This is a genomic window from Xanthomonas cucurbitae (assembly GCF_002939885.1).
Lineage (GTDB): Bacteria > Pseudomonadota > Gammaproteobacteria > Xanthomonadales > Xanthomonadaceae > Xanthomonas > Xanthomonas cucurbitae.
Map to the genome: position 1 here is coordinate 1 of NZ_MDED01000038.1, position 19,863 is coordinate 19,863.

Annotated in this window: 15 protein-coding genes; 10 read left to right on the plus strand and 5 right to left on the minus strand. The window is 66.5% G+C overall.

From position 1 onward, the window contains the following. Positions 1 to 185 precede the first annotated feature (185 nt). The 3 genes from XcuCFBP2542_RS15870 to XcuCFBP2542_RS15880 all read right to left on the minus strand — a co-directional run bounded on the left by XcuCFBP2542_RS15870 (position 186) and on the right by XcuCFBP2542_RS15880 (position 3,830). Positions 186 to 1,178: a PhoH family protein gene (locus tag XcuCFBP2542_RS15870; protein ID WP_104604796.1), complete on the minus strand. Its 993-nt coding sequence runs from the start codon at positions 1,176 to 1,178 to the stop codon at positions 186 to 188. 515 nt (positions 1,179 to 1,693) lie between these two features. Further along, entirely contained in the window at positions 1,694 to 3,148 is a 1,455-nt protein-coding gene (gene miaB / locus XcuCFBP2542_RS15875) for a tRNA (N6-isopentenyl adenosine(37)-C2)-methylthiotransferase MiaB (protein WP_104604798.1), read from the minus strand. 40 nt (positions 3,149 to 3,188) lie between these two features. Continuing rightward, positions 3,189 to 3,830 carry a glutathione S-transferase family protein gene (locus tag XcuCFBP2542_RS15880; protein ID WP_104604800.1) on the minus strand — a complete coding sequence of 214 codons (642 nt, stop codon included), beginning with the start codon at positions 3,828 to 3,830 and terminating at the stop codon, positions 3,189 to 3,191. Positions 3,831 to 3,932: 102 nt separating this feature from the next. On the opposite strand from XcuCFBP2542_RS15880, the gene XcuCFBP2542_RS15885 reads away from it, so the two are divergent. From XcuCFBP2542_RS15885 to XcuCFBP2542_RS15915, 7 genes are all read left to right on the plus strand, one after another. Further along, on the plus strand, positions 3,933 to 4,898 hold the full coding sequence (locus XcuCFBP2542_RS15885; protein ID WP_104604802.1) for a helix-turn-helix transcriptional regulator: 966 nt from the start codon (positions 3,933 to 3,935) through the stop codon (positions 4,896 to 4,898). A 48-nt stretch (positions 4,899 to 4,946) separates the two neighbouring features. Further along, entirely contained in the window at positions 4,947 to 5,924 is a 978-nt protein-coding gene (locus tag XcuCFBP2542_RS15890; RefSeq protein ID WP_104604804.1) for a lytic transglycosylase domain-containing protein, read from the plus strand. 356 nt (positions 5,925 to 6,280) lie between these two features. Then, positions 6,281 to 6,925, plus strand: coding sequence for a ubiquinol-cytochrome c reductase iron-sulfur subunit (gene petA / locus XcuCFBP2542_RS15895; protein ID WP_104604806.1), 645 nt, complete (start codon positions 6,281 to 6,283; stop codon positions 6,923 to 6,925). Beyond that, on the plus strand, positions 6,925 to 8,184 hold the full coding sequence (locus tag XcuCFBP2542_RS15900; protein ID WP_104604808.1) for a cytochrome b: 1,260 nt from the start codon (positions 6,925 to 6,927) through the stop codon (positions 8,182 to 8,184). Before petA ends, XcuCFBP2542_RS15900 begins: the two co-directional genes overlap by 1 nt. Further along, entirely contained in the window at positions 8,177 to 8,935 is a 759-nt protein-coding gene (locus XcuCFBP2542_RS15905; protein WP_170067012.1) for a cytochrome c1, read from the plus strand. Before XcuCFBP2542_RS15900 ends, XcuCFBP2542_RS15905 begins: the two co-directional genes overlap by 8 nt. 567 nt (positions 8,936 to 9,502) lie before the next feature. Next, on the plus strand, positions 9,503 to 10,138 hold the full coding sequence (locus tag XcuCFBP2542_RS15910; protein ID WP_104604810.1) for a glutathione S-transferase N-terminal domain-containing protein: 636 nt from the start codon (positions 9,503 to 9,505) through the stop codon (positions 10,136 to 10,138). Between the two features lie 78 nt (positions 10,139 to 10,216). Continuing rightward, positions 10,217 to 10,657: a ClpXP protease specificity-enhancing factor gene (locus tag XcuCFBP2542_RS15915; RefSeq protein ID WP_104604812.1), complete on the plus strand. Its 441-nt coding sequence runs from the start codon at positions 10,217 to 10,219 to the stop codon at positions 10,655 to 10,657. Positions 10,658 to 10,845: 188 nt separating this feature from the next. Here the strand turns inward: XcuCFBP2542_RS15915 and XcuCFBP2542_RS15920 are convergent, their stop codons facing one another. After that, the gene (locus tag XcuCFBP2542_RS15920) at positions 10,846 to 11,190 is read right to left on the minus strand and encodes a DUF3301 domain-containing protein (protein ID WP_104604814.1); all 345 of its coding nucleotides are present in this window, start codon (positions 11,188 to 11,190) and stop codon (positions 10,846 to 10,848) included. Positions 11,191 to 11,556: 366 nt separating this feature from the next. Here XcuCFBP2542_RS15920 and XcuCFBP2542_RS15925 point away from each other — a divergent pair, with 366 nt between their 5' ends. The 3 genes from XcuCFBP2542_RS15925 to XcuCFBP2542_RS15935 all read left to right on the plus strand — a co-directional run bounded on the left by XcuCFBP2542_RS15925 (position 11,557) and on the right by XcuCFBP2542_RS15935 (position 18,596). After that, complete coding sequence (locus tag XcuCFBP2542_RS15925) at positions 11,557 to 15,948, plus strand: DEAD/DEAH box helicase (RefSeq protein ID WP_104604816.1); 4,392 nt, start codon at positions 11,557 to 11,559, stop codon at positions 15,946 to 15,948. Between the two features lie 465 nt (positions 15,949 to 16,413). Beyond that, positions 16,414 to 18,075 (plus strand): methyl-accepting chemotaxis protein, encoded by a 1,662-nt coding sequence (locus XcuCFBP2542_RS15930; RefSeq protein ID WP_104604818.1) that lies wholly within the window; start codon positions 16,414 to 16,416, stop codon positions 18,073 to 18,075. An 11-nt stretch (positions 18,076 to 18,086) separates the two neighbouring features. After that, complete coding sequence (locus XcuCFBP2542_RS15935; RefSeq protein ID WP_104604820.1) at positions 18,087 to 18,596, plus strand: chemotaxis protein CheW; 510 nt, start codon at positions 18,087 to 18,089, stop codon at positions 18,594 to 18,596. 55 nt (positions 18,597 to 18,651) lie between these two features. Here XcuCFBP2542_RS15935 and XcuCFBP2542_RS15940 read toward each other — a convergent pair whose 3' ends face one another. Then, on the minus strand, positions 18,652 to 19,737 hold the full coding sequence (locus tag XcuCFBP2542_RS15940; RefSeq protein ID WP_104604822.1) for a sensor domain-containing diguanylate cyclase: 1,086 nt from the start codon (positions 19,735 to 19,737) through the stop codon (positions 18,652 to 18,654). Positions 19,738 to 19,863: the final 126 nt, after the last annotated feature.

The window sequence follows — 19,863 nt, forward strand, 5'->3', positions numbered from 1 at the left end:
CGCGTCGCCAAAGCTCAGTTGCATCGAAATCGTCCGCTTGGATCGTCGGTCAATTGTCGCAGATCAGGCTGCTTTGTTCAGAGCGTCCTTAATGAAACTGCGGGTCATCCTGTACCAGGCGTGCTCCCACCGCCGCTCTTAACGGCGCGTTGCACTGTTTGCGCAGCTGGCCGGCGCCAGGCCGGTCACTCAGTTGTCGAGGTGGATTCGGTGTCGATCTGCCGGTCGCGCTTTTCGTAGGCGGTCACGATGCGTTGCACCAGTGGGTGACGCACCACGTCGCGCGCTTCGAAGAAGGTGAAGCTGGCGCCTTCCACGTCACGCAGCACCTCGATCGCATCACGCAAGCCGGACTTGACGTGCTTGGGCAGGTCGATCTGGGTCAGGTCGCCGGTGACCACCGCAGTGGAGCCGAAGCCCAGGCGGGTCAGGAACATCTTCATCTGTTCGATGGTGGTGTTCTGCGCCTCGTCCAGGATCACGTAGGCGTCGTTGAGCGTGCGTCCGCGCATATAGGCCAGCGGGGCGATCTCGATGACGTTCTTCTCCAGCAGCTTGACCACCTTTTCCACGCCCAGCATTTCGTACAGCGCGTCGTAGAGCGGGCGCAGGTAGGGGTCTACCTTCTGGCTGAGATCGCCGGGCAGGAAGCCGAGCTTCTCGCCGGCTTCCACGGCCGGGCGCACCAGGATCAGGCGTTGCACGCGCGATTCGTTCAGCGCTTCCACCGCGCTGGCTACCGCCAGGAAGGTCTTGCCGGTGCCGGCCGGGCCGATGCCGAAGTTGATGTCGTGGGTAGCGATCGCATGCAGGTACTTGGCCTGGTTGGCGCCGCGGCCACGCACGGTGCCGCGCTTGACCTTGATCGCCACGTCCTGCGGCTGGTACGCGCGCTCGGCCACGTGTTCGACATTGGCATCGTTCAAGCGCAGGTGGATGGCATGGTTGTCGAAGGTGACCGAGGCCGCTTCGTCGTACAGCGCGGTCAGCAGCTCCTGGGCGGCGGTGATCGCCGGCTCCGGGCCGGTGACGCGGAAGATGTTGCCGCGATTGGCGATCTCCACGCCCAGCTTGAGCTCGATCTGGCGCAGGTGGGCATCGAACGGGCCGGCCAGGTTGGCCAGGCGCTCGGTGTCTTCGGGGTGCAGGGTGAAATCACGATAGGCAGGTGCGTTCATGGTCGGATCGGACAGCGCGTGCGGCGTCGGTAGGGCGGCAGGCGAGGGTAGCGCGCAGGGTGTGATCCCACCAACAACCCGCGGCTGCTGCGTGCGGCTGGATGCGGCGCGGCCGGGTTTTCCACAATCGCTGTGGAGTCACGCCTCACTAACCTGTGGATAGAAGTTGCCAGCCCTACTGGTGCAAGGTTCGGCAGGGTGGTGGCGAAAAAATCGCCAGTGCGGAATGGGTTGTCCACACCCGATGTGGATCGAATCCGGCAAAGCCTGTGGGTAAGTGCTGCGGCGCCTTCTGTTGCAAGGCGTCGCAGTTTGCTGGTGAAATTTTCGCCAGTGCCCGAACTCGCCCCAAGCACCCGTGCCGCTGCGATGGATGTGCGAGAGGCCTAGGCAGGCAGATGGCCGTACAACCGGGTGAGGTCACCACCAGCTTGTCGATGCATCCGCATGGCGCGCAACGCGACACTCATCGTTGCAGTGACGAGGGTATCGACCGCGCATGGTCAGTACCGGCATCAACCCGCGCCATCACCCAACTGGATGCGCCCACGCAGCGAATTGCTCATCGCCTCGGTAATCAGCACATCGACAAACTGACCGATCAGCCGTGGATTGCCCGGGAAGTTCACCGGGCGCATGTTCTCGCTCTTGCCGGTCAGCTCGTTCGGGTCGCGCCGCGACGGGCCTTCCACCAATACGCGCTGCACGCTGCCGACCATGGACTGCGAAATGCGCGCCGCATGCGCGTTGATCTGTGCCTGCAATCGCGCCAGGCGTGCCTGCTTGACCGCCTCGGGCGTGTCGTCCTGCAGGTCCGCTGCCGGCGTGCCGGGACGGCGCGAGTACACGAACGAAAAGCTCTGGTCGAAGCCCACGTCCTCGATCAGCTTCATGGTCTTTTCGAAGTCCGCCTCGGTTTCGCCAGGGAAGCCGACGATGAAGTCCGAGCTGATCGAGATATCCGGGCGCACCGCACGCAACTTGCGGATCTTGGATTTGAATTCCAGTGCGGTGTAGCCACGCTTCATCGCCGACAGAATGCGGTCGCTGCCGGCCTGCACCGGCAGATGCAGGTAGTTGGCCAGCTGCGGCACGTCGCGATACGCATCCACCAGCGAATCGGAAAACTCCAGCGGATGCGAGGTGGTGAAACGGATGCGGCCGATGCCCTCGATCTGCGCGATGGTGCGAATCAACAGACCCAGATCGGCGTACTGCACCGCCTCGCCGGCATCGGCGCCATAGGCACCGCGATACGCATTGACGTTCTGGCCCAGCAGGTTGATCTCGCGCACGCCTTGCGCCGCGAGCTGCGCCACTTCCACCAGTACGTCCTCGAACGGGCGGCTGACCTCCTCGCCACGGGTGTAGGGCACCACGCAGAACGAGCAGTACTTGGAGCAGCCTTCCATGATCGACACGAACGCCGACGGGCCATCGGCACGCGGTTCGGGCAGGCGGTCGAATTTCTCGATCTCCGGGAAGCTGATGTCCACCTGCGACTTGCCCGACTCGCGCCGGGCGCGAATCAGCTCCGGCAGCCGGTGCAGGGTCTGCGGACCGAACACCAGGTCCACATAGGGCGCGCGCTTGACGATGGCTTCGCCTTCCTGCGAGGCCACGCAGCCGCCGACACCGATGATGACCGGCTTGCCACCGGCCTTGAGTGCCTTCCAGCGCCCCAGCTGGCTGAATACCTTTTCCTGCGCCTTTTCGCGGATGGAGCAGGTGTTGACCAGCACCACGTCGGCGTCTTCGGGGTTGTCGGTCAGCTCCAGGCCCTCGGACGCAGCGAGCACGTCGGCCATCTTGGCCGAGTCGTACTCGTTCATCTGGCAACCGTGGGTCTTGATATACAGCTTGCCGCGCACCACGGCAGGCGCTGCCGTGCGGGCGACCGGCAACGGCACCAGGGTGGGGGTGTCCACGGCGGTGGCCGTGGACAGGTCGGAAACGGATGTCCCGGGCATGGCGCTGATTCCAGGCGGGTGGTGAACGAAGCCGCGCAGTTTACCCGCTTGTGCCGGCAGCGTCCGCCCCGGCAGGGGTATCGACGGCCTCGGCACGCGCCACCGCCGGGCGCGCCGCCATCCGGGCGATATAGGCGCGCGTCGGGGCGGGCGGGTCGAGTAGGCCGAACTCCACCATCCAGGCCAGGGCGCTGCCCCAGAGGACGTCGGCGGCACTGCAGCGCGCACCCAGCAGGTAATCGCCCCGGGCCAGCTGTGCATGCACCACCGCCAGCACGGTGTCGGCGTCGGCATACGGCGAAAACGAGCGCGGTGGTGCTTCGCGCTTCAGCGCAAGGTCGATGATCGCCGGCTCGAAGGCCGAGCCGTAGAACGCCAGCCAGCGCAGGTAGGCCCCCCGGTCGGCGTCGCCCGGTGCCGGCGACAGGCCGGCCTCCGGATACAGCTCGGCCAGATACTGGTAGATCGCCCCCTGTTCGGTGACCACGCTGCTGCCATGGACGATGGTGGGGATCTTGCCCATCGGATTGAGTGCCAGGAACTCCGGCGTGCGCTGCTGCTCCTGTTCCAGGTCGATGCGCTGCAGGTTGTAATTGGCACCCAGCTCTTCCAGCAGCACCAGCACGCCGCGCGAGCGTGAGCGGGGATTGTGGAACAGGGTGATCTGGCGGTCGTCGGACATTGCAATCTCCTCGGTATTGGGTTGGGTGGCGATCAGCGGTGGCAGCGATCACGATGCTACCCAGCCCTTGCGGACAGTTACTGTCCGCAATACGGTGCCGGCATGGCCTCGACCGCTGCCCGTCTGCTGCGACTGCTATCTCTTCTGCAAGGTGGGCGGAGCTGGTCGGGTGCTGCCCTGGCCGCGCGCCTGGAGGTGCATCCGCGCAGCCTGCGCCGCGACATCGATCGCCTGCGCGCACTGGGCTACCCGGTGCATGCGGCGCCGGGCAGCGGGGGCGGCTACCGGCTGGGGCAGGGCGCGGCCGCCTTGCCGCTGTTGTTCGAGGAAGAAGAAGCGCTGACCGTGGCGATCGCCCTGCGCGCCGCCGCCCCGGCCATCGGTGGCATGGACGCGGCCGCCACCCGCGTGCTGGCCAAGCTCGACCCGCTGCTGCCGCGGCGCAGTGGCCAGCGTGCCAGTGCCGCGCACGCGGCCATGGCCAGCCTGCCGTTGGCCGAGGCTGGCACCCTGGTGGATGCGGCGGTGCTGGCGCAGCTGGCCGGTGCCTGTCGCGATCACATCACCTTGCGGCTGGACTATCGGCGTCATTCCGGCGTCGCCATCGTCCGCTGCGTCGAGCCGGCGCTGCTGGTCAACTACGGGCGGCGCTGGTACCTGCTGGCCTGGGACTGCGAACGCCAGGACTGGCGCACGCTACGTGCAGACCGCATCGACCAGGCGCTGGCGACCGGTGCCCGGTTCGCCGCCCGCGCGTTACCGGACGAGCCGTTGCAACTCCTGCGGCAAGCCATCGGCGAGGCACCGTACGCATGCCGCGCGCGGGTACGGCTGCCCGGGTCGCTGCAGGTCCTGGCCGCGCAGATCCCGCCGTGGCTGGGCGCGCTGGAAGCTGACGGGCCAGGGCACTGCTGGCTTGGGCTGGGCGCCCCGAGCATGCCCGCGCTGGCGGCCAATCTCTTGCTGCTCGACCTGCCGTTCGAGACGATCGCGCCGGCCGAGATCGGCACGCCGCTGCTCGATGCCCTGGATGGTTTGCGGACGCGACTGCACCGGCTGTCGGCCTGAGTGGCCGCGCTTCTTGGCAAGCGCCGGGCAAGCTGGGACACTCCCCGCATGAAGGGGATGTCAAGACTGCTGGGGCTGGTGCTTGTCACGTTGTCGGCGGCGCCGGCCAGCGCCGGTACGCTGTACAAATGCGTCAGTGGTGACGGCATCACCAGTTATCTCAGCAAGCGCCAGAGCGGCGCCACCTGCAGCGTCATCAGCAGCTATACGCCCGATCGCTCGCCCCGGCGAGCGCCCGCCGCGCGCGTGGGTCCGGCGCCTGCGCTATCGCAGGCCGCGCCCCGTGCTGTCGGCAACATCGACAGCGTGGCACCTGCCACCCTCATCAGCCCGCCGCGCCGCGCGGCCGCGAGCGCTGCGATGCCGCACACATCGCCGGCTGCCGAGGGCGCCAACGCCATCGCGCCCATCCCCGCACCGGCCGTGGCGGTCAACCCGCGCCGGGTGGTCAGCGGGCAGGTCTACTCGTATATGAAGGACGGCGTGCGCCACTACACCAGCACCCGCCCACGCCAGGTCGCCAGTATCGAAGGCCTGCGCACCATCCACTACAGTTTCATCGAGACCTGCTACGCCTGCGGTGCCAAGCCGGGGGTGAACTTCGGCGCGATCCGGCTCAATACGGCGGCCTATCAACAGGAGATCGCCTCGGCGGCGCGTGAGTTCGGCGTCGAGGAAGCGATCGTGCGCGCGATCATTCATGCCGAGTCCGCCTACAACCCGCTGGCGCTCAGTCGTGCCGGTGCGCAGGGCTTGATGCAGTTGATGCCGGGCACTGCGCGCCGCTTCGGGGTCAGCGATGCCTATGATGCATCGCAAAATATCCGTGGTGGCGTGCAGTACCTGTCGTGGTTGCTGAAGCGCTTCAACGGGGACCTGACCCTGGCCGCGGCCGGCTACAACGCTGGCGAGGGCGCCGTGGATCGCTATGGCGGCGTGCCGCCCTACGGCGAGACCCAGCGCTATGTGCAACGTGTCGGCGTGCTGGCCGGCCGCTATCGCGGACAGGTCGCCACCGCCAACTGAGTGGGGCAGGCCCGCGTTGCGCATCAGCTCGTGCGCGTGTCGTGCGCACCGCGCAAGATGGCGATGCCGCGCGGGGTGATCGCCGCCGTTGCGCTGCCCGCTGACACTGCGCCGCTGTTGCGCTGACATGCCGCGCCGGTGGCGCGTAGTGCGTCACCGCCAGCACGGTAGGCATCCGGTCGGACACGCATGTGGACAGCATTGTGCGCATGACCATTGCATCGCACATGCCCGACTGCGTACATTGCATTGTCTGTGCATTAAGCGTTCCGCTACACTGCGGTCGATTCATCGCGGCTGGACCCCCCGCCAGCCGTTGGCAGCCTCACGCTACCTAATCAAGATCGGAGAGCCGGATGGCCAACGATGGGGTTAACGCACCTGCTGATACCGGGCGTCGTCGGTTTTTGACCGCGACAACGGCCGTGGTCGGTGCGGTCGGAGCAGGATTTGTTGCAGTTCCGTTCGTGAAGTCGTGGAATCCCAGTGCACGCGCCAAGCTGGCGGGCGCACCGGTGACCGCCGACATCAGTGCCTTGCAGGAAGGGCAACGGCTGGTCCTGGAATGGCGCGGTCAGCCGATCTGGATCGTCAAGCGCTCCAAGGTGATGCTCGACGCATTGCCTTCGCTGGACGACCGGCTCAAGGATCCCAAGTCCGAGAACAAGGACCAACAGCCCGAGTACGTGCTGAAGAATCCCGAGTACCGTTCGATCAAGTCCGAGATCTCGGTGCTGGTGGGGTTGTGCACGCATCTGGGCTGCTCGCCGGAGATGGTGGCCGAGATTCGTCCCGAGCCCTACGACCCGCAGTGGAAGGGCGGCTATTTCTGCCCGTGCCACAAGTCGCGCTTCGACATGTCCGGCCGTGTCTTCGATGGCGTGCCCGCGCCGGTCAACCTGCTGGTTCCCCCGCATCACTACGTCGACGACAACACCTTGGTGATCGGCGTCGATCCGGACGCGGCCGGCAAGCCGGCCAACAGCACGGGGGCTGCCTGATGAGCAATATCCTGGTCCGTACCGCCAACGGTGTGTTCGAGTGGGTCAACGAGCGCGCGCCCGGGCTGATGCCCATGTACCGCAAGCACATCAGCGAGTACTACGCGCCGAAGAACTTCAACATCTGGTACTACTTCGGCTCGCTGGCCATCGTGGTGCTGGTCAACCAGATCGTCACCGGCATCTTCCTGACGATGCACTACAAGACCAGCGCCGCCGATGCATTCGCCTCGATCGAATACATCATGCGCGACGTGGAGTGGGGCTGGCTGATCCGCTACATGCACAGCACCGGCGCCTCGCTGTTCTTCATCGTGGTGTACCTGCACATGTTCCGCGGCCTGATGTACGGCAGCTACCAGAAACCGCGCGAGCTGGTGTGGATCCTGGGCATGCTGATCTACCTGGTGCTGATGGCCGAAGCCTTCATGGGCTATGTGCTGCCCTGGGGGCAGATGTCGTTCTGGGGGGCGAAGGTCATCATCTCGCTGTTCGGTGCCATTCCGGTGATCGGCAACGGCTTGACCGAATGGATCATGGGCGACTACCTGCCCGGGGATGCCACGCTCAACCGCTTCTTCGCGCTACATGTGATCGCGCTGCCGCTGGTGCTGCTGCTGCTGATCGTGCTGCACATCGGTGCGCTGCACGAAGTGGGCTCCAACAACCCCGACGGCGTGGAGATCAAGAAGGGGCTCAAGGGCAATCGCTGGGATGCGCACAAGCCGGCCGACGGTATCCCGTTCCATCCGTACTACACGGTCAAGGACCTGGTGGGCGTCGGCTTCCTGCTGTTGATCGCGGCCTTCATCATCTTCTTTGCACCCGCCTTCGGTGGCCTGTTCCTGGAGCATGACAACTTCACCGAGGCCAACCGGCTGGTGACGCCGGAACACATCAAGCCGGTGTGGTACTACACGCCGTACTACGCCATGTTGCGGGTGGTGCCGGACAAGCTCGGTGGCGTGCTGGTGATGTTTGCCGCCATCGCCATCCTGTTCCTGGTGCCCTGGCTGGATCGCGCCAAGGTACGTTCCATCCGCTACCGCGGCTGGATCTCCAAGGTGGCATTGGGCGTGCTGGTGGTGTGCTTCGTGTGGCTGGGCGTGATCGGCTCCGGCCCCGGCACCGATGCGCACGAAACCTATGTCGGGCGGGTGCTGACCTTCCTGTATTTCGCCTTCTTCATCACCATGCCGGTGTGGACACGGCTGGACAAGACCAAGCCGGTGCCGGAGCGGGTGACCACCCATGACTAATCCCAACCTGAGGTCATGGACGTCACGCGTGGCTGCACTGCTGTGTGGCCTGACCCTGGCTGTCGGCGCAATGGCGGCCGAAGGCGGCAAGGTGCAGCAGGCCGGCAACGACCTGGGCGACCGCGCATCGCTGCAACGCGGCGCGCAATTGTTTATGAACTACTGCTCCGGCTGTCACTCGCTCAAGTACCTGCGCTATTCGCGCATGGCCAGCGACCTGGGTCTGAGCGAAGCGGAGGTCATGAGCAACCTCAACTTCACCGGCGCCAAGATCGGCGAGCACATCGAAGGCACCATGCCGCACGATGCAGCGACCAAGTGGTTCGGCAAGGCACCGCCGGACCTGACCTTGATCGCCCGCGTGCGCGGCACCGACTGGGTGTACACCTATCTCAAGTCCTTCTATCTGGACCAGACCCGCCCGCTGGGCTGGAACAACCAGCTGTTCCCGAACGCGTCCATGCCCAACCCGCTGTGGGAACTGCAAGGCCTGCAGCAGGCGCAGTTCGGCCCGCCCGACAAGGCCACCGGCGACAAACCGGTGGCGGCGTTGAAGCTGGGGCAGCCCGGTCGCCAGACGCCGGTGGAGTTCGACCAGACCGTGCGCGATATCGCCAACTTCCTCGAGTACGCCGGCGAACCAGCCGCGCTGAAGCGGCAGAGCATGGGCGTGTGGGTGGTGCTGTTCCTGGCCTTGCTGACCTTCATTGCCTATCTGTTGAAGAAGGAATATTGGAAGGACGTGCATTGATCGGGCCGTGAACCGGGCGGCTGCGTGGCGTACGCCGCCGCCGCGCAGTCGTCGCGTTGTTAGCCATCCTTGGCGCTAGCTGGTTGTTCCCAGGTCACCTTCGCCTGGGGCGGGGCGCCCTCACCGCGCTCGGGACGCGCCGTGAATCCGTCCCGCAATCGGCGAGGACACCGCACTAGGCAGTGTGCTGTGCTGAGTGTTTTCTTGAAGGCCATGCACACCTGCCATCTCGACAGGTCCTTGCCCGCTCACCGTCGCGGGACCTTACGCGGCATGGATGCCGCGTAAGAGCCTACAAGGATGTACTTGCGGCGTGTCCCGCGATGGTGGGCGGGCAAGGGCCCGCATGGAATCCGCAGATCAGCCGCGTACCCATCTGCCGATGATGGGCAGTCACCCGGCGCGGCTGACACTGAACACGACAAACGCCTTGTTCGTGTTTTTGAGGCTCCATCACTCTTGGCTTTTGGGTGACGTGATTGCACACTCGATGGACCGTGGTGATGGTCGGCGTTGGGCCGGCCGCGCCGATGCGGCCGGCGGATTCCGGTCGTCGGAGAGCCTTGAATGGCGACGAGTGTGCGCATGCGCAATACCTTGACCTTGTTTTCGTCCAACGATGACGTGTTGTGCCACCGGGTCCGTTTGGTCCTGGCGGCGAAAGGGGTGACCTACGACCTGGTGCCGGTCGATCCGCAAAATCCCCCCGAAGATCTGATCGATCTTAATCCCTATCACTCGGTGCCGACCCTGGTCGAACGCGACCTGGTGCTATACGCCGCATCGGTGGTCAGCGAATACCTGGACGAGCGCTACCCGCATCCGCCGTTGATGCCGGTGGACCCGCTCTCGCGTGCGCGCCTGCGCCTGGCGATGCTGCGTATCGAACACGACTGGGTGCCGCAGGTGCAGGCGATCCAGCTGGGCAACAAGACCCAGGCCGAGGCGGGGCGCAAGCGGTTGCGCGAGCTGCTGACCGCATCGGTGCCGCTGTTCAAGGCCAGCAAGTTCTTTCTCAATGCCGAAATGAGCCTGGCCGACTGCGCGATGGCGCCGATCATCTGGCGACTGGACGCGTTGGAGATCAGCCTGCCCAAGGACGGCAAGGCGATCGAGGACTACGGCAACCGGATCTTCCGCAACCCAGGGTTCATTCGCAGCCTCACTGACCAGGAAAAAAAGCTGCGCGACCTGCCGGGCTGATGCGACGGCTGTATGCCAACAGACCGGCTTGCGCGCGTGGTGCCGCCGCTGTGGGCCGGGTCCGGGTAAAATGACGCCATGAGCGAAGATTTCCCCCGCATGACCAGCCATCGTCCGTATCTGCTGCGCGCCTTGGTTGAATGGATCAACGACAACGGCATGACGCCGCACGTTCTCGTGGACGCAGGCTTGCCCGGCGTGCAGGTGCCGGCCAGCGCGGTCAAGGACGGACGGGTGGTGTTGAACATCGCCGAACGCGCCGTGGTCGGGTTGCAGGTCGATAACGAGGGCGTCAGTTTCACCGCGCGCTTTGGCGGCGTGAGCCATCCGGTGATGGTGCCGATGGCCGCCGTGCTGGCCGTGTACGCACGCGAGACCGGGCAGGGCATGGCCTTGCCGGACGACATTCCCGGCACCAGCAGCGAGCCGCCGGATCCGGGTGCGCCGCCGCCAAGTGCGCCGACCCCGGACGAGTCGCCCAGTGGCGGCAAGCGTCCGCATCTGCGCGTGGTCAAGTAGGTCGGCCGACATGCGCGACGGGAGCGTTCCGACGCAGGCGGAGCGCACCCGCCATGTCGATTGCAGTGAGCCGGATGCTTCCGACGCATACGATGACCACTCGATGACAGTGATGCGCGTTGCTTCGAGAATTTAGCCGCGTCAGGCGTAAATCCGGTCGCGTTCCAGGCGCTGCGCCTGGCGCCGTGTCATTCCAGACGCTCTTGCGCCGGATGCAGCGCCCGCACGCTGGCCACCTGCGGGCCGGTGAAGGCGATCAGTTGATCGCCGCGCAGCACCAGCTTGCCGCTGTGGCGATCCACGCCATCGTAGGAATAGTCGAAGCGGAAGGTCCGCTCGAACCCCAGCCAGCCGGTGGGCATGCGGCAGAGGCGGATGCCGGTGGAGTGCACGCTTTGATCCAGCCACTGCACATCGGCGGCACGGCAGGCATTGCGGCCCAGCACCTCGGCGCGTTCGGCGGCGGCACGCGAGGAGTTCCAGAACGCGACGATTGCCGCGCCAACGATCATGAAGACGATGAGACTAGGCATGGCGCCAATGTGCCATGGCCTTGCTTGCTCGACAATCGCAAGGCCGTGGATATCCGCTGATTGATGCAGCGATGTCGTGGCTCGGCGTCGAAGTCTCAGTCGCGTGACCGGCACCACGCGCGCTGCGGGCGAGGATGGTCTCGCCTTCCTGACGCTGCATTTTCGAGGTGCCCTGGGGAGCGAGGGAGGGGAGTGAGATCGGCAGCAGACGCCCGTGAATTTGTTCACCACCGCTGCAGATGCCGGCTTGCATCCGTGCTGCGGCGGCGCCACCTCACAGGGGCGTCTCCGCATCGAATTTACATTTCCGCGTTGACCCCCATCCGGCCTGCCGCCCGGGCGGGTCATCTGCGACTGGTATCGCCCATGCATCCTGTTCTGCAGCAATTCCACCCCGTGGTCGCCGGCTGGTTCGCGCAGACCTTTGCTGCGCCCACGCCGGCGCAGCGTGCGGCGTGGCCGGCGATCCAGGCCGGGCGGCACACGCTGGTGGCCGCGCCCACCGGGTCTGGCAAGACGCTCACTGCATTCTTTGCCGCCATCGATGGCCTGATCCGCGACGGCCTGGACCATGGTGGCGCGTTGCCGGACCAAACCCGTGTGGTCTACGTCTCGCCGCTGAAGGCCTTGTCCAACGATATCCATCTCAATCTGGAGGCGCCGCTGCAGGGCATCCGCGCGGCGTTGGCTGCCAACGGGCTGCCGGACGTGGCGGTGCGTACGGCGGTGCGTACCGGCGATACGCCGCAGCGCGAGCGCGCGCAGGCGCGGCGCGTGCCGCCGCATATCCTGGTCACCACGCCGGAATCCCTTTACGTGCTGCTGGGGTCGGCGTCCGGGCGCGATGCACTGCGGCATGTGCGTACCGTCATCGTCGACGAGATCCATGCGGTGGCCGCCGACAAGCGTGGCAGCCATCTGAGCCTGACGCTGGAGCGGCTGCAGCGCCTGGCCGAGCGGCCGATCGTGCGGGTGGGGCTGTCGGCCACGCAGAAGCCGATCGAGACGGTGGCGCAATTCCTGGTCGGCGTGGGCGAGGACCGTGCAGCGCCGCCGTGCGAGATCGTGGACATCGGCTATGCGCGGGCGCGCGACCTGGCACTGGCATTACCGCCCACGCCGCTGAGCGTGGTGATGTCCAACGATCAATGGCTGCAGGTCTATGCCGAGGTGGCCGCGTTGGCGCAGCAGCATCGCACCACGCTGGTGTTCGTCAATACGCGGCGCATGGCCGAACGCGCCGCGCGGCATCTGGGCGACCTGCTCGGCAAGCAACGGGTCGCAGCGCACCATGGCAGCCTGTCGCGGCAGACGCGCCTGCTGGCCGAGCAGCGGCTCAAGGCTGGCGACCTCACCGTGCTGGTGGCCACCGCCTCGCTGGAGCTGGGGCTGGATATCGGCGATGTCGATCTGGTCTGCCAGCTCGGTTCGCCGCGCTCGATCGCCACCTTCCTGCAACGCGCCGGACGCTCAGGACACAAGGTCGGCGGCACGCCCAAGGCGCGCCTGTTTCCGCAGACCCGCGACGAACTGGTCGAATGCGCCGCATTGCTGGACAGCGTGCGCCGAGGCGAACTGGATACGCTGCGCATTCCGCTGGCGCCGCTGGACGTGCTGGCCCAGCAGATCGTGGCCGAAGCAGCCTGCGAGGACTGGGATGAAGACGCGTTGTTTGCGCTGGTACGCCGGGCATGGCCGTTCGCGCAACTGAGCCGCGCCAGCTTCGACAGTGTGGTGCGCATGCTGTGCGATGGCTTCAGTACCCGGCTTGGCCCGCGCGCAGGCTATCTGCATCGCGATGCGGTGCATCGCCGGCTGCATGCGCGGCGCGGTGCGCGCATGACCGCGCTCACCTCCGGCGGCACCATTCCGGAAACCGGCGACTACAGCGTGGTGCTGGAGCCGCAGGCCGACAAGATCGGCACGGTGAATGAAGATTTCGCAGTGGAGAGCCTCACCGGCGATGTGTTCCAGCTCGGCAATGCGAGTTACCGCATCCTGCGCGTGGAGGCCGGGCGCGTACGCGTGGAAGACGCCAAGGGCGCGCCGCCGAACATTCCGTTCTGGCTGGGCGAGGCACCCGGCCGCAGCGACGAGCTGTCGGTGGCCGTGTCGCGCCTGCGTGGCGAGATCGCGGCCCGGCTGGACACGACGCCGCACCCGGCCGCGTGCGCCTGGTTGTGCGATGAACTGGGCATGGCGCCGGAAGCGGCGCAGCAATTGGTGGACTATCTTGCGCAGGCCTGCACGGCGCTGGGCGCCATGCCGACCCGCCAATGCCTGGTGATGGAGCGTTTCTTCGACGCCAGCGGCGGCACCCAGCTGGTACTCCATTCGCCCTATGGCAGCCGTATCAATCGTGCATGGGGGCTGGCGCTGCGCAAACGCTTCTGCCGCACCTTCAACTTCGAACTGCAGGCTGCCGCCACCGAAGATGCCATCGTGTTGTCGCTATCCACCAGCCACAGTTTCGCGCTGGAGGAGGTGGGCCGTTACCTGCATTCGTCGTCTGCCGAGCATGTGCTGACCCAGGCATTGCTGGATGCGCCATTGTTCGGGGTGCGCTGGCGCTGGAATGCCACCAATGCGATGGCGCTGCCGCGTTTCACTGGCGGCAACAAGGTGGCACCGCAGTTGCAGCGCATGAAGTCCGAAGACCTGCTGGCCACGGTGTTCCCGGACCAGGTGGCGTGCGCGGAGAACCTGGTCGGCGAGCGCGAGGTGCCGGACCACCCGCTGGTGGCGCAGACACTGGAGGACTGCCTGCACCAGGCCATGGACAGCGAGGGCTGGCTGCAGGTGTTGCGTGGTCTGGAATCCGGTGCGATCACGCTGCTGGCACGCGACCTGGCGGCGCCATCGCCGCTGGCGGCCGAGGCCTTGAACGCGCGCCCGTACGCGTTTCTGGACGATGCGCCGCTGGAAGAGCGCCGCACCCAGGCGGTGCAGAGCCGCCGCTACACGCCGCAGAGCAGCGACGATCTGGGGCAACTGGATCCGCAGGCGATCGCAGCGGTACGCGAAGAGGCCTGGCCGCAACCGCGCGATGCCGACGAAATGCACGAGGCGCTGGTGGGCCTGGGCGTGCTGCCGGTCGAGGAAGCCACCGATGCATCGTGGCAGGCCTGGCTGGCGACGCTGGTCGCCGATGGCCGCGCCAGTTGCCTGGCGATCGACGCTGCGCCTGCGCTGTGGGTGAGCGCCGAGCGCATCGCCTGGTTCATGCCGTTGTATCCGGATGCAGCGGCGCAACCGCGGTTGCAGGCGCCGCTCGACTGTCAGGTGGCCGACTGGCAACGCGATTGGGCGGTGTGCGAGCTGTTGCGTGGGCGCCTGTCGGCAGTCGGCCCGGCGCAGGTGCCGGCGCTGGCGCGCGCGCTGCGCCTGCCCGAGACCGATATCACGCTGGCGTTGGCGGCCCTGCAGCGCGAGGGCTATGTCATGGCGGGGCGCTTCAGCGCGCAGGCCGCGGCGGAAGAGTGGTGCGAGCGGCATCTGCTGGCGCGCATCCATCGCTACACCCTGGGGCGACTGCGGCGCGAGATCGAGCCGGTATCGCAGCGCGACTACGCGCGTTTCCTGTTCGAATGGCAGCACCTGGACAGCGCCGGCCGGGGTGCCGGCCCCGATGCGTTGGCCGGCGTGGTCGGGCAGCTGGAAGGCTTCGAAGCACCGGCGTTGCTGTGGGAAGCCGAACTGCTGCCGGCACGCGTGCGCGACTATCAACCAGCGTGGCTGGATGAACTGTGCACCGCCGGCCGCACCGTGTGGGCGCGGCTGCGCCCTGGTGGTGGCCGCAGCGCCGCCGCGTTACGGTCGACCCCGATCGTGCTGCTGCCGCGACGGCAGGCGCAGCGCTGGAGCGGCCTGGCGCGTACCGCCGACGAAGAACCGCTGGGTTCGCGCGCGCAGCGCGTGGCAGAGGTATTGCAGCAGCAGGGCGCGCTGTTCTTCGATGAGATTGCCGATACCGCGCGTCTGATGGGCACCGAGCTGGAAGATGCACTGAGCGAACTGGTCATGCGCGGCCGCGTGCACTGCGACAGCTACGCCGGGCTGCGCGCGCTGCTGGTACCGGCGTCCAAGCGGCCATCGGCGTTGTCGCGCCACCGCCGCCGTGCCAGCGCGTCGGGCATTCGCGATGCCGGCCGCTGGGCGCCGGTGCGTGCGATGCCGGACCTGCCACTGGCGGAAGCCGGCGAACGCCACCAGGACCTGCTGGAACACGTGGCCCGCACGCTGCTGCGCCGGTATGGCGTGGTGTGCTGGCGGTTGCTGGAACGCGAAGCCGCATGGCTGCCGCCGTGGCGCGAATTGCTGCGCATGTATCAACGCCTGGAAGCGCGCGGCGAGATCCGTGGTGGCCGTTTCATCTCCGGTCTGTCCGGCGAGCAGTTCGCGCTGCCGGAGGCGATTGCCGCCTTGCGCCGCGTGCGCGCACAGGCGCCGCAACACCAATGGGTCTGCGTCAGCGCAAGCGACCCGGCCAATCTGCTCGGCAGTCTGCTGCCCGGCGAGCGGGTCGCGCGGGTGCCGGGCAATCGCGTGGCGTACCTGGACGGCATGCCGATGGCGGCGTGGGTGGCGGAGCGCTTCGTACCGTTGCAGGAGCTAGACGCCGAGCACGGCGCGCTGGCACTGACGTGGCTGCAGCGCGGGCCCGGCGCCGCCGTGCCGACCCCGCTGGAACAGTGGCTGGCTCAGACGCCCGCTGGAAGGGTGCACGCGCCAACTAGGCGCGGAAGCGGCCGCGACTGATCGTGGTGATCCGGTACCGCCCGGTGCCACGCTGCCTCCACTGCCTTGCACCGTCCGATCCGGGAGTGCCAGCGTGCCATCCTCTTCGGTCTGCCGCCGTGTTGCGGCATCGCGCTCAGGTCCAGCGCGTTGCCGGCGGCCTTCGCTGAAGCCGTGCAGCTCGCATGCCGCAGGCCTGACGGAGCCGCGATGTCGGAATGGGCACCGCAGCGATGCAGGAACCTCCTGCAGGGGTAGGAATTTTCTGAATATGCGTAATCGAGAACGCATGACCGGTCACAAAAGCGCAGATCCGATCTGCTGAATAGGCGTGTAACTGTGGGCCATTGCTCAAGCGTATTCCGGCGTCGCCGATAGCTCTCAACGAATGGTTGGATCAGCCAGATCAGCGTGATCGGCACGCGCAGTCCGCCGATCGTCCAGGCAGCACCTGCCACCCGCGCCCACTTCTCGCGAGAATTCCTCATGCTAGGCAACATCAAAATCGGAACCAGGCTGATGGTGGCGTTCCTGCTCGTTTCGGCCATCGGCGCCTGCATCGGGTGGGTGGGCTATTCCAATTCCAGTCGCATCAGTAATCTGGCGACCTCGCTGTACGAGCGCGAATTGTTGGGCTTGTCCTACGTCAAGGAAGCCAACATCAACCTGATCTACGCCGGCCGCGCGCGCGCCAACCTGCTGCTGGCCAGCAACACGCAGGAGCGGCAGTCGCATGTGCAGAACATCGACAAGTACACCGCCAAGGTGGTCGACTACATGACACGCGCGCGCGGCAGCTTCCAGACCGAGGAAGGCAAGGCCAAGCTGGCGCAGTTCGACCGAGCCTGGCAGACCTATCTGGACGAGCGTGGCCGTTTCATCGAAGCGGCCAATCGTGAAGCGCTGCGCGAGGCAAACCCCGAACTCGCCGCACTCTCACATGCGGTGCGCGCCAGCTCGGACGAAGTGGACGCCCTGATGACCGACCTGAGCGGACTGCGCGAACGCAGCGCGGCCTCGGCCAATACCGAAACCAGCGCCATCCACGCCCGCGGTTCCAAGCTGCTGATGGCCATCATCTGCAGTGGCGTACTGCTCGGCGCGATCCTGGGCTTTGTCATCAGCCGTAGCGTCACCGGCCCGATCCGTCGCGCTGTTTCGGTGGCCAACGGGCTGGCCGAAGGCGACCTGAGCATGCAGATCGATGTGCATGGCCGCGATGAAAGCGCACAGTTGCTCGAAGCCATGCGCACCATGGTGCAGAAGTTGTCGCAGGTGGTGGGCGAGGTGAATACCAGTGCCGAGACCCTGGCCAGTGCGTCCGAAGAAGTCAGTGCCACCGCACAGTCGCTGTCGCAGGCGGCCAGCGAACAGGCGGCCGGCGTCGAGCAAACCAGCGCCTCGCTGGAGCAGATGACCGCCTCGATCAGCCAGAACACCGAGAATGCACGCATCACCGACGGCATGGCCACCCAGGCCGCCAAGGAAACCATCGAAGGGGGCGAAGCGGTGGTGGCCACCACCCAGGCGATGAAGCAGATCGCTCAGAAGATCGGCATTATCGACGACATCGCGTATCAGACCAATCTGCTGGCGCTCAATGCCGCCATCGAAGCGGCGCGTGCCGGCGAACATGGCAAGGGGTTTGCCGTGGTCGCCGCCGAAGTACGCAAGCTGGCCGAACGCAGCCAGGTCGCGGCGCAGGAGATCGGCGAGGTAGCCAGCTCCAGCGTGGAACTGGCCGACCGCGCCGGGCGCCTGCTGGACACCATCGTGCCCAGCATCAAGCGCACCTCGGACCTGGTGCAGGAAATTTCTGCTGCCTCCGAAGAACAATCGTCCGGCGTCAGCCAGATCAATTCGGCGGTGGTGCAGTTGAGCCAGACCACCCAGCAAAACGCCAGTGCTTCCGAAGAACTGGCCGCCACCGCCGAGGAGATGAGCGCGCAGGCCGAGCTGTTGCAGCAGAGCATGGCGTTCTTCCGGCTGGGCGGGCAGGGGCCGGTGGCGGCACCGCCGAAGCGGGGCAAGCAGGTCGCCGCCGCACGCCCGGTGCGTGCCGCAGGTGCACGCAGTTGGCGCAGCAGTGCAGCGCCAGCCTACGCAATGTCCGAAGGCCCTGATGAAGGCCAGTTCGCTCGCTTCTGAGAGACCGACCGATGACTGCACAGACTTCCGATGCGATGCCTGGCGACGCCGATGCGGCCGCACAGTACCTGACCTTTCAACTGGAGGGCGAGACGTTCGCGACTAGCATTCTTGGCATCCGCGAAATCATCCAGTACCGCGCGCCCACGCCGGTGCCATCGATGCCAGCATGCGTGCGCGGCGTCATCAACCTGCGCGGTGCGGTAGTGCCGGTGGTGGATCTGCAGGCGCGATTGGGACGTGCCGACAGCGCCATCAACAAGCGCAGCTGCATCGTGATCCTGTCCACCGAACAGGTACAAGGGCCACAGGTGATCGGCGTGCTGGTGGATGCGGTCAACGCGGTGATCGAACTGGCCGAGCAGGATATCGAAGCGGCGCCCGCATTCGGCACGCATATCCGTCGCGATCTGCTGCGCGGAATGGGCAAGCTCGGCGAGCGCTTTGTGGTGCTGCTGGACATGGAGCAGGTACTGCAGGTGGACCAGATCGCCGGTAGCGTGGACGTACTGGCGGCCTGAGTGCCACACGCCGGGTGGTTGCGAGCAAGCGCAGCCCGGCGGGTGGTGGTTCACCTCAATCGTGCAGCTGCCACCCGCTGAAGCGATGCACGCGGTTGCGTCCAGCGCCAATGGCCTGTTGCAAGGCATGGCGTGCGCGTGCCAACAGCGCGTTCGTTTCCCCGGCCTCGCCGAGTGTCGCTTCGACCACGCCGGCGCTGATGGTCAAGGCGCCGCAGGGCCAGCGCTCGTCCTGGACTGCCTGGCGCAGATCCTCGGCGACTTTCAGCGTATCGGCGGCGGCCATCGCTGGCAGCGCCACGCAGAAGCGATCGCCGTCCAATTGCGCCACGATCGCTGCCGCCGGCAGGCGGGTCTCCAGCATCCCGGCCACCTGCAACAACGTGGCCTGTGCGGCCGCCGCGCCCATCTGCAGCTTCTGCCGCTTGAATCCGTCCAGGTCGATCAGCACCAACCCCAGCGCTTGCGTCGGTCGTGCGTCGGCGCTTTGCGCGAGCGCCTGCACTTGCTGCTCCAGCCCGGCGCGGTTCCATTGCCCGGTGTGTTCGTCGCGCAGCGCATCCAGCGCGACCAAGCTGGCGGCATGTTGCAGTTCGATGGTATCCACCACTTGTCGGGCCAGTCGCTGCAGCGCATCGCGCTCGGTATCGGACAGCCGCCGCGGCGCACGGTCCAGCACGCACAGGGTGCCCAGTGCGATCCCATCGGAGGTCAATAACGGCGCGCCGGCATAGAAGCGGATCCGCGGCTCGCCGGTGACCAGCGCATTGTCTGCAAAGCGCGCATCCTGTTGCGTGTCTCCCACTTCCATCAGCCGATCCGGCGTGAGGATGGCGTGGGCGCAGAACGACAGCGTGCGCGGCGTCTCGCTAGGGCGCATGCCAACCCTGGACTTGAACCACTGCCGCTGCAGATCGACCAGGGAGATCAGTGCCATCGGCGTGCTGCACGCTGCCGCCGCGCTGGCGGTGAGCGCGTCGTAGCGTGGCTCGGGCGCGCTATCCAGCAAGCCGGTGGCGTGCAGGGCGGCCAGCCGGTCGTCCTCGTTGGCCGGTGCGTCTGCGCCGCGATAGGCGCCGAACTCGCCGGACAGCGGGGTTGCCTGGACCAGGGTCAGCGCGGGCGCATCGGGAGTCTGCATGCATGGCCTTTGGAAGTGGAGTGTCGTGGCGCCACCGGGGCGGCGCGGCGGCAGTGATCCTGTTGCGCATCGCACTGTCGGGGGGAAGATCTGTGCTCCGTGGCGGCCGACGGATCAGCAATCTTG

What these genes read in the sequence shown, in the direction of transcription:
- XcuCFBP2542_RS15870 (WP_104604796.1), bottom strand. Translation starts at nt 1,178, where the DNA reads ATGAACGCACCTGCCTATCGTGATTTCACCCTGCACCCCGAAGACACC.
- miaB (WP_104604798.1), bottom strand. Translation starts at nt 3,148, where the DNA reads ATGCCCGGGACATCCGTTTCCGACCTGTCCACGGCCACCGCCGTGGAC.
- XcuCFBP2542_RS15880 (WP_104604800.1), bottom strand. Translation starts at nt 3,830, where the DNA reads ATGTCCGACGACCGCCAGATCACCCTGTTCCACAATCCCCGCTCACGC.
- XcuCFBP2542_RS15885 (WP_104604802.1), top strand. Translation starts at nt 3,933, where the DNA reads ATGGCCTCGACCGCTGCCCGTCTGCTGCGACTGCTATCTCTTCTGCAA.
- XcuCFBP2542_RS15890 (WP_104604804.1), top strand. Translation starts at nt 4,947, where the DNA reads ATGAAGGGGATGTCAAGACTGCTGGGGCTGGTGCTTGTCACGTTGTCG.
- petA (WP_104604806.1), top strand. Translation starts at nt 6,281, where the DNA reads ATGGCCAACGATGGGGTTAACGCACCTGCTGATACCGGGCGTCGTCGG.
- XcuCFBP2542_RS15900 (WP_104604808.1), top strand. Translation starts at nt 6,925, where the DNA reads ATGAGCAATATCCTGGTCCGTACCGCCAACGGTGTGTTCGAGTGGGTC.
- XcuCFBP2542_RS15905 (WP_170067012.1), top strand. Translation starts at nt 8,177, where the DNA reads ATGACTAATCCCAACCTGAGGTCATGGACGTCACGCGTGGCTGCACTG.
- XcuCFBP2542_RS15910 (WP_104604810.1), top strand. Translation starts at nt 9,503, where the DNA reads ATGGCGACGAGTGTGCGCATGCGCAATACCTTGACCTTGTTTTCGTCC.
- XcuCFBP2542_RS15915 (WP_104604812.1), top strand. Translation starts at nt 10,217, where the DNA reads ATGAGCGAAGATTTCCCCCGCATGACCAGCCATCGTCCGTATCTGCTG.
- XcuCFBP2542_RS15920 (WP_104604814.1), bottom strand. Translation starts at nt 11,190, where the DNA reads ATGCCTAGTCTCATCGTCTTCATGATCGTTGGCGCGGCAATCGTCGCG.
- XcuCFBP2542_RS15925 (WP_104604816.1), top strand. Translation starts at nt 11,557, where the DNA reads ATGCATCCTGTTCTGCAGCAATTCCACCCCGTGGTCGCCGGCTGGTTC.
- XcuCFBP2542_RS15930 (WP_104604818.1), top strand. Translation starts at nt 16,414, where the DNA reads ATGCTAGGCAACATCAAAATCGGAACCAGGCTGATGGTGGCGTTCCTG.
- XcuCFBP2542_RS15935 (WP_104604820.1), top strand. Translation starts at nt 18,087, where the DNA reads ATGACTGCACAGACTTCCGATGCGATGCCTGGCGACGCCGATGCGGCC.
- XcuCFBP2542_RS15940 (WP_104604822.1), bottom strand. Translation starts at nt 19,737, where the DNA reads ATGCAGACTCCCGATGCGCCCGCGCTGACCCTGGTCCAGGCAACCCCG.